The organism is Rhodococcus sp. T7, assembly GCF_009872365.1.
In the GTDB taxonomy this organism is placed as follows: domain Bacteria; phylum Actinomycetota; class Actinomycetes; order Mycobacteriales; family Mycobacteriaceae; genus Rhodococcus_F.
In genome coordinates this window covers 139,091-146,287 of sequence record NZ_WXYH01000390.1, presented here as the reverse complement: position 1 = coordinate 146,287, position 7,197 = coordinate 139,091, and the positions used below count along the sequence as shown (strand labels likewise).

Annotated in this window: 6 protein-coding genes; all 6 read right to left on the bottom strand. The window is 66.1% G+C overall.

Translation table 11 applies throughout. The features are described from left to right. Positions 1-130: 130 nt before the first annotated feature. Positions 131-925 (bottom strand): enoyl-CoA hydratase/isomerase family protein, encoded by a 795-nt coding sequence (locus tag MLGJGCBP_RS49185; protein ID WP_160096467.1) that lies wholly within the window; start codon positions 923-925, stop codon positions 131-133. 1 nt (position 926) lies between these two features. Continuing rightward, positions 927-1,448: a MaoC/PaaZ C-terminal domain-containing protein gene (locus tag MLGJGCBP_RS49180; RefSeq protein ID WP_160096465.1), complete on the bottom strand. Its 522-nt coding sequence runs from the start codon at positions 1,446-1,448 to the stop codon at positions 927-929. A 4-nt stretch (positions 1,449-1,452) separates the two neighbouring features. Continuing rightward, positions 1,453-3,255, bottom strand: coding sequence for an AMP-dependent synthetase/ligase (locus tag MLGJGCBP_RS49175; RefSeq protein ID WP_160096463.1), 1,803 nt, complete (start codon positions 3,253-3,255; stop codon positions 1,453-1,455). A gap of 60 nt (positions 3,256-3,315) precedes the next feature. Then, positions 3,316-4,134, bottom strand: a complete 819-nt coding sequence (locus tag MLGJGCBP_RS49170) for an SDR family NAD(P)-dependent oxidoreductase (RefSeq protein WP_236581089.1) — start codon at positions 4,132-4,134, stop codon at positions 3,316-3,318. 25 nt (positions 4,135-4,159) lie between these two features. Further along, a complete protein-coding gene (locus MLGJGCBP_RS49165) occupies positions 4,160-5,323 on the bottom strand; it encodes a CaiB/BaiF CoA transferase family protein (RefSeq protein WP_160096469.1) in 1,164 nt (387 codons plus the stop codon). A 274-nt stretch (positions 5,324-5,597) separates the two neighbouring features. Continuing rightward, complete coding sequence (locus MLGJGCBP_RS49160) at positions 5,598-6,752, bottom strand: acyl-CoA dehydrogenase family protein (protein WP_201453063.1); 1,155 nt, start codon at positions 6,750-6,752, stop codon at positions 5,598-5,600. Positions 6,753-7,197 lie beyond the last annotated feature (445 nt).

The following is a 7,197-nucleotide window of genomic DNA, read 5'->3' as shown; positions in this document are numbered from 1 at the left end:
ATGCCTTCGTCACCTCCTCCATGAAATCCTTCGTCGAGTGACCGGCTGATGATTGATTCATGTCACATCCTGTTCTTGACTATGGAATTCGGGAAAACCATTGATCGCAGAGAATGCGCGGTGCGGAGTCCTATCTCCCCTCGAAGCGTGGAGCACGCCGCTCGACGAACGATCGCGGTCCCTCGACCGCGTCCTCGGTGCCGAAGACCCGCCCGGCGAGTTCGGCCTCGATGCCGAACGGCGTTTCCATCGCGGCCCCCTTGACGACGATCTCCTTCGTCGCGCGTGTCGCCAACGGTCCGGCCGCGCAGATGCCCTCAGCGAGCCGCAACGCCTCGTCCTGCAGATCGGCAGCCGGAACGACACGGTTCACCAGTCCCACCTCGCGCGCCCGGTGGGCGTCGATGGGAGCCCCCGTAAGGAGCATCTCCATGGCGACGGCCCACGGCACCTGGCGCGCGAGCCGCGACACGGTGCCGCCCGCGCCGACCAGCGCGAGCCGTGTCTCGGGAGTCGCGAACGTCGCGTGCTCGGCGGCAAGACGAATATCCGTTCCCAGCAGCAGCTCCATGCCGCCCGCGACGCAGGCCCCGTTGACCGCGGCGATGATCGGGGTGTAGACGTCGGAGAAGATTCGTTTGCTCGGATCGGGGATCACCGCGCCCAGGTTGCCGCCGGTCAACGTGGGAATGAACTCCTCGAGGTCGGCGCCCGCACAGAATGCGCGATCTCCGGTACCCGTCAGGACGGCGACGCGGATGCGGTCATCGGCGTCGATCTCCCCGAACACATCTCCGAGCCGTTCGAACATCTCGGCGCTGATCGCATTGCCGACCCGTGGCCGGTTGAGGCGCACGACGCAGATCCCGTCGGACTGCTCCACCACGATCGAGTCGGAGACACCGTCCACAACGCTCACACTCATTTCACTCCGATCTTCCTGCGTCGTCCGGGACTTCGGGGAACGTCGGCCGCTGCCGGATCATCGCGGCCCCTTCCATGGACAGCACCCGTGTGTCGCCTCGATCGAGCAGTCCCTGCCACGTGACGACGGCGCGTCCGTCGGCGCGCAGGCGCACCGTGCGGATCACCATGCTGCCGGTCAACGTGTCCCCCGCGTACGCGGGAGCGTGCAGCCTCATCTCGTCGAAACCGAGGCCCGCGACCATCGCCGTCCGATGGAGCACGGCCTCGAACTCGAGAACCTGAAGGATGGCCAGCACGTGCAACCCGCTGGCCACCAAACCACCGAACTCGGACTTCGCCGCCGCATCGCGGTCCAGATGGAATGGGAACGGATCCCATTTGCGCGCGAACTCGACGATCTCCTCTTCGCTGACGAACCGGCATCCCAGCGGAATACGCTGCCCCGCTGTGAAATCGTCGGCATAGACCGTGGCACTCTCCGCGACAGTCGGTCGCGCAATGTGTCGTCCTGTGCTCTGCATCGACTCAGCGTTTCGCCGTCTCGTACATTTCGTCGATGATCGCGGCGTACTTGTTCATGATGGATGCCCGCTTGAGCTTCATCGTCGGCGTGAGCTCGTCCCGACCCGGCACCCAGTCGCCCTCGAGGACGCGGTAACTCTTGATCTGCTCGGGCCGGGACAGGCCGGAATTCGCCCGTGCCACCGCATCGTCCAGCTCGGCCTTGACGATCGGGTGGTCCAGTAGTTCGGACCCCTCGTCCGCCGCGACGCCGTTCGCCCGGGCGAACCGAAGCACCTCGTTCGCGTCGAGCACCAGGAGCGCGACGTTGTACGGGCGCCGGTCTCCCACCACCACGACGTGGTTGACGAGACTGGTGGCCCGCGCGAGCGCACCCTGGATCAGCGTCGGCGACATGTTCTTGCCTGCCGAGTTGATGATGATGTCCTTCTTGCGGTCGACGATGCGGAGATAGCCGTCGCCGTCGACCCGTGCGACATCACCGGTGTGCAGCCAACCGTCCCGGTCGATCGCCTCCGCGGTGCGTTCGGGCATGCCGCGGTAGCCGCGCATCACGTTCGGGCCCTTGAGAAGAAGCTCGCCGTCCTGCGCGAGCCGGACGGTCACCCCGTCCAGCGCGGGGCCGACCGTGCCGAACCGGACCCGGGAGGGCGGGTTGGCCGTGCAGACCGCCGACGACTCGGTCATGCCGAACGCCTCCCCCATCGGGACACCGAGGGCGTGGAAGAACTCGACCATCTCCGAGTCGACCGGCGCGCCGCCGACGATCGACGCCGAGATCCGATCGAGCCCGACCTGCCTTCTGAGATTCCGGAGCAATTCCGCTTCATCTGCCGTGAAGTCGAAGTCGGGGCGATCGAGGCCGGCCGCGAACGCTTTCTGCTCCGCGCGGACCCGTTCGATCCCCAACTCGATGACGCGCGTGATCTCATTCCTGCGCTCCACGTCCACCTCACCCGCGACCGAATTGTCGATGTCGGCGCGCAGCTTCTCCCAGACTCGCGGTGTGGATGCGAAGAAACTCGGACGCACGTCTTTCAGGTCGGCGAGAATCCGGGCCGGGTCGGCGCAGATGCTGACGCTGAATCCCAGCATCATCGCGACGTAGTGGTCCATCATTCTCGCCATCGCGTGCGCCATCGGCAGGAACGACAGCTGGTTGGCTCCCTGCGGGATCTCCATCCGTTCGACGAAGGTCCGCATGGCGAACGTGATGTTCGCGTGGGTCAGTTCAACGCCCTTGGGGTCACCTGTCGTGCCGGCCGTGTACACCAGGGTGGCGACGTCGTCGGGCGAGACGCCGGCTGCGACCGCCTCCAGATCGAAACCGGCGTCGGTCTCGCCCGCCAGGGTGTCCCAGTCGGTCAGGGAGTGCGGCTCCGAGGACATGACGACAACCCTGTCGACGAAGGCACTCAGTTCGGCCGCGCGCTCCGCGAACGCCGCCTCCGTGAACACCGCCCGGGTACCAGAGTTGTTCAGCACGAAGCGCATGGCTTCGAGAGAGGCACTGTTGTAGAGCGAGAAGCTGGTGATTCCCAGGTGGAGGGCCGCCGAGTCGACGAAGTGGAATTCTCGCCTCGAGGTGAAGAGCAACGCGATGGTGTCGCCGCGGCGCAACCCCAGACCCGCTAGCACCGCCGCCGCCGTTCGCACCTGTTCGGCGTACTGCGCCCAGGTCATGGCGGGGATCTCGTCGGTCGCGTGGAACGCGACCTCGTCAGGGCGCTCCCGAAGCGTGAGCTGAAATGCCTCGGGCAGTGTGCTCGCGTAGAGGGCCTTCGGTCGGTCCTCCTGCATGGTCATGGCTGGTCCTTTCAGCAAAACCCGAAATCGGTTGGCTCGAAATGAAAGAGGTACGGTTTGTCAGACCGCGGTGGCGCGCTCACCCAGGTGCTCCTCGAGTGCCGCGGCCACGTCCTCGGCCGTCCACGTATCGCGACCGACACCGCGCTCGGGGAAGCTGGGCAGGTTCATCACCTTGAGATCACGCTTCTCGAGGCGCAGCACGCGACCGGTGAACGCGACGCGGTCGCTCATCAGGTAGACCGCCAGCGGTGCGATCTCGTCGGGCGACGGAAGTGTCGAATAGTCGATCCCCGCAATGGGATTGGACTCCAGCATCGGGGTCCGTGCGCTCGGCGCGATCGCATTGACCTTGATCCCGTGGCCCTGCAGATCCACGGCCCATCCGTACGTGAGGGACGACACCGCGCCCTTCGTCGCCGCATACGCGCTCGTGCCGGATCGACCGAGATGCGCGGTCGAGGTGACGTTGACGATCCGGCCGCCGCCCGACCCGACCATGGCCCGCGCGGCGTGGAGCCCCACGAACGCCGAGCCCAGAAGGTTCGTCTCGACCAGCGCGCGATAGTCGGCTTCGGTATCGTCGAGCACGTCGCCCATGTGCATGATCGCGGCGTTGTTGACCAGCGCGTCGATCGTGCCGAAGCACTCGACACAATGCCCGACGAGCGCCGCCGCCTCGTCCCAGTTCGCGATCGATCCGACGTACGGTTCGGCCCTGCCTCCGGACGCGCGGATCTCGGCGACAACGCTCTGCGCGCCGTCCCGGTCGATGTCGTTGACCACCACGGCCGCACCCGCGGCAGCCGCCGCGAGGGCATAGCTCCGGCCGAGTCCCCCTCCCGCACCGGTGATCACGACTGCCTGGTTCTTCAACATTCCCACGAGGGAGAGCTCCTTCTGGTCAGATGGTGGCCGGCTGCGTCGCGTGCCGGTCCGTGCTGCCGATCGGGGCACCCCACGACGCGGTCAGCTCTCGCCAGTCGCCGTGCCGTGCCGGACTCGACGGCGTGCCGGACGGTGTCTTGCCGAACCGCGGCGCCGGCGCCGGTTGTACCACACCGGCAACCGAGAGGATCGTCGACCGGGCCTTGATGTGCTCGTGCTCGGCGGCCTCCGAGAGGCCCAGCACGGGAGTGCAGCAGGCGTTCGTGTCCTGGAACAGCTCCGTCCACTCCTGACGCGTCCGGGTCAGGAAGAGCGCCGACAATTCGCCGGCGAGGGCGTTCCAGTTCACGGGGTCGAGACGCTCCGCCTCGCCCATGCTCTCGATGCCGGCCCGTGCGGCGAACTCCTCGTAGAAGGGTTGCTCGAGTGCCCCGAGTGCCATGTACTTGCCGTCGGCCGTCTGGTACGTGCGGTAGAACGGTGCCCCACCGTCGAGCAAGTTGCTGCCACGCTCGGCGCGCCACCGTCCGGCATTGCTCAGGCTGAAGTAGAGCGTGGACAGGACGGTCGCCCCGTCCACCATCGCCGCGTCGACGACCTGACCCACTCCCGATCCGGATGCCTCCCATACGGCCGCAAGCAGTCCCATGGCCAGGAGCATGCCGCCACCGCCGTAGTCGCCTACGTAATTCAGCGGCGGAAGCGGGGCCGATCCGGACTCCCCGATCATGTCGAGGGCTCCGGTCAAACCGATGTAGTTGATGTCGTGCCCCGCGGTCTGGGCGAGCGGACCGTCCTGGCCCCATCCCGTCATCCGCCCGTAGACAAGCTTCGGGTTGCGCTCCCGCATCTCTTCCGGACCGAGGCCGAGACGCTCCATGGCCCCCGGGCGGAAGCCCTCGATCACGACGTCGGCCCGCTCGATGACCGCGATCAGGTCGGCGCGGGCCGCCGGGTCCTTGAGGTCGAGTTCCCACACGGTCCTGTTCCGCTCGATCAAGTCGAGCGGCGGCGGGTCGACAGGCCCCGCCTTCGTCTTCCGCGGGCGCTGCACCCGGAGCACCTCGGCGCCCAAGTCGGCCAGGAGCATCGCGCCGAAGGGCGCCGGGCCGATCCCTGCGAGCTCGACCACTCGCAGGCCCGCCAGTGGGCCTCGTGGGCGTACTCCGCTGTTGTCCATCTTCACGTCACTCCAGTCTTCGACAGCTGGGAATCGGGGGCGGCCTTGCTCACCGAAGCAGATGGGAGCACGAATTCTCCGTTTCTGCATGTTCCGAAGTTCTCACGAAATGCCGGTCGGCAGAACGTCGAACCCGCTCGATCAAGCGTGCCGGGGGTTCGGGATTAATTTTGAGAGTACTTTGCTCATATCCCTCAGTCAAGCAATTTCTGTGATCTGTTTCACCGGAACCACGGCCGGGTGCGATCGCCGCAATCACTTGGAAAGACCGTTGTCAGTACGACTTCGGGAGTCCCAGCGAGTGCTCGGCGACGAAGTTCAGGACCATCTCCCGGGACACGGGAGCCACCTGGATCAGACGCGCCAGCCACCACATGTCGGTCAATCCGTACTCCAGCGCGAAGCCGTTTCCGCCGTGCACCTGAATGGCGCTGTCGAGGCAGTGGACGCCGGCCTCGCCGGCGAGGTATTTCGCCATGTTCGCGGTCTCCCCCGCCGACAATCCGGCGTCGTAGAGCCGGGCAGCCTTCTCCATCATCAAGCGGGCCGACTCCAACTCGACCTTCGCCGCCGCCAACGGGTGCGCGACGCCCTGATGTGTGCCGATCGGCACACCCCACACCTCACGCTCGTTGACGTACCGGGCAGCCTTGTCCAGTGCGTAGCGGCCGATCCCCACGCAGAACGCCGCACCGAGCACGCGCTCGGGGTTGAGACCGTCGAACACGGCCCGGAATCCCCGGTGCAGCTCGCCGACCAGCCGGTCGGCCTCGAGCGTCACGTCGTCGAAGAACAACGTCCACTGCTTGTCCGGCGCCTGCAGGGCTGTCGGAACCAGCTGCCGCGTGAGCCCGGGCGCGTCGCTGTCGACGATGAAGAGCGACAGTTGCCCCTTGCCGGTCTTCTCGTCCGTCCCGGTCCTGGCCACGACCAGAATCGCGTCGGCACCCTCGACGCCGGAGATGAACGTCTTCGTGCCCGACAGCACGTACCTGCCGTCGACGACGCGGGCGGAGGTGGACACCCCCTGCGAGTTCGATCCCGCATCCGACTCGGTGAGCGCAAACGAGAACTTGAGTTTTCCGGTGGCGAGGCCCCGCAGCCACCGCTCCTTCTGCTGGTCCGTGCCGTGCTTGGCGAGGATGCTGCCACCGATCGACTGCGAGTAGACAAGCAACTGGAGCGGACATCCTGCCGCGGCCAGCTCCTCGGCGACGATGGCCAGCTGCCAGAGTCCACCGCCACCGCCCCCGTACTCCTCCGGCAGGCTGACGCCCAGGAAGCCGAGGGCGGCGAGCTCGTCCCAGAGTTCGTCGACCGGCAGTCCCTGGCGCGTCTTCTCCATGAAGTAGTCATGGTCGAACTTCTTGGCCACGTCGGCTACCACCTGACGCAGCGCGGTCTCATCCTCCGACGGAACCAGGCTAATTGCGGGCATATCGTTCGCCACTTGTCTCCCCTTCTCCGCTCCAGCGCGACACGGTCGCCGATCTCGGGCCCGGCCGGGCCGCTCGCATCGTCACGACCGAGAACGTTCGTTTACCTAATGACGTTAGCACCGGTTCCGGTCCGGCGCCAGATCCATCCGGATCCGATCAAGGAATGGAGTTATCCGATGGAAAGTCGCTGCTGAGCCAGGGATACGAAGCAGTGCCCCGAGACCGTCGAAGGTTACGAACCTTTCCGAGAACGTTCGTTTACTGAAGGTCGTCGGTCGTGCTACCTTGGTGTTCCACCACGGGACATCGTGGTGCTCACTTTTACCACCGGGAGACGAGAGATATGGGCTACCCACTTCCCAAGGGCAATTCGTTGCGGGGGCCGTTTCAGCCGATGCGTTTCGAGGCGACGGTCGAGGAGTGCATTGTGACGGC

Coding starts and splice junctions, on each gene's coding strand:
- MLGJGCBP_RS49185 (WP_160096467.1), bottom strand. CDS start 925: ATGAGTGTGAGCGTTGTGGACGGTGTCTCCGACTCGATCGTGGTGGAG.
- MLGJGCBP_RS49180 (WP_160096465.1), bottom strand. CDS start 1,448: ATGCAGAGCACAGGACGACACATTGCGCGACCGACTGTCGCGGAGAGT.
- MLGJGCBP_RS49175 (WP_160096463.1), bottom strand. CDS start 3,255: ATGACCATGCAGGAGGACCGACCGAAGGCCCTCTACGCGAGCACACTG.
- MLGJGCBP_RS49170 (WP_236581089.1), bottom strand. CDS start 4,134: ATGTTGAAGAACCAGGCAGTCGTGATCACCGGTGCGGGAGGGGGACTC.
- MLGJGCBP_RS49165 (WP_160096469.1), bottom strand. CDS start 5,323: ATGGACAACAGCGGAGTACGCCCACGAGGCCCACTGGCGGGCCTGCGA.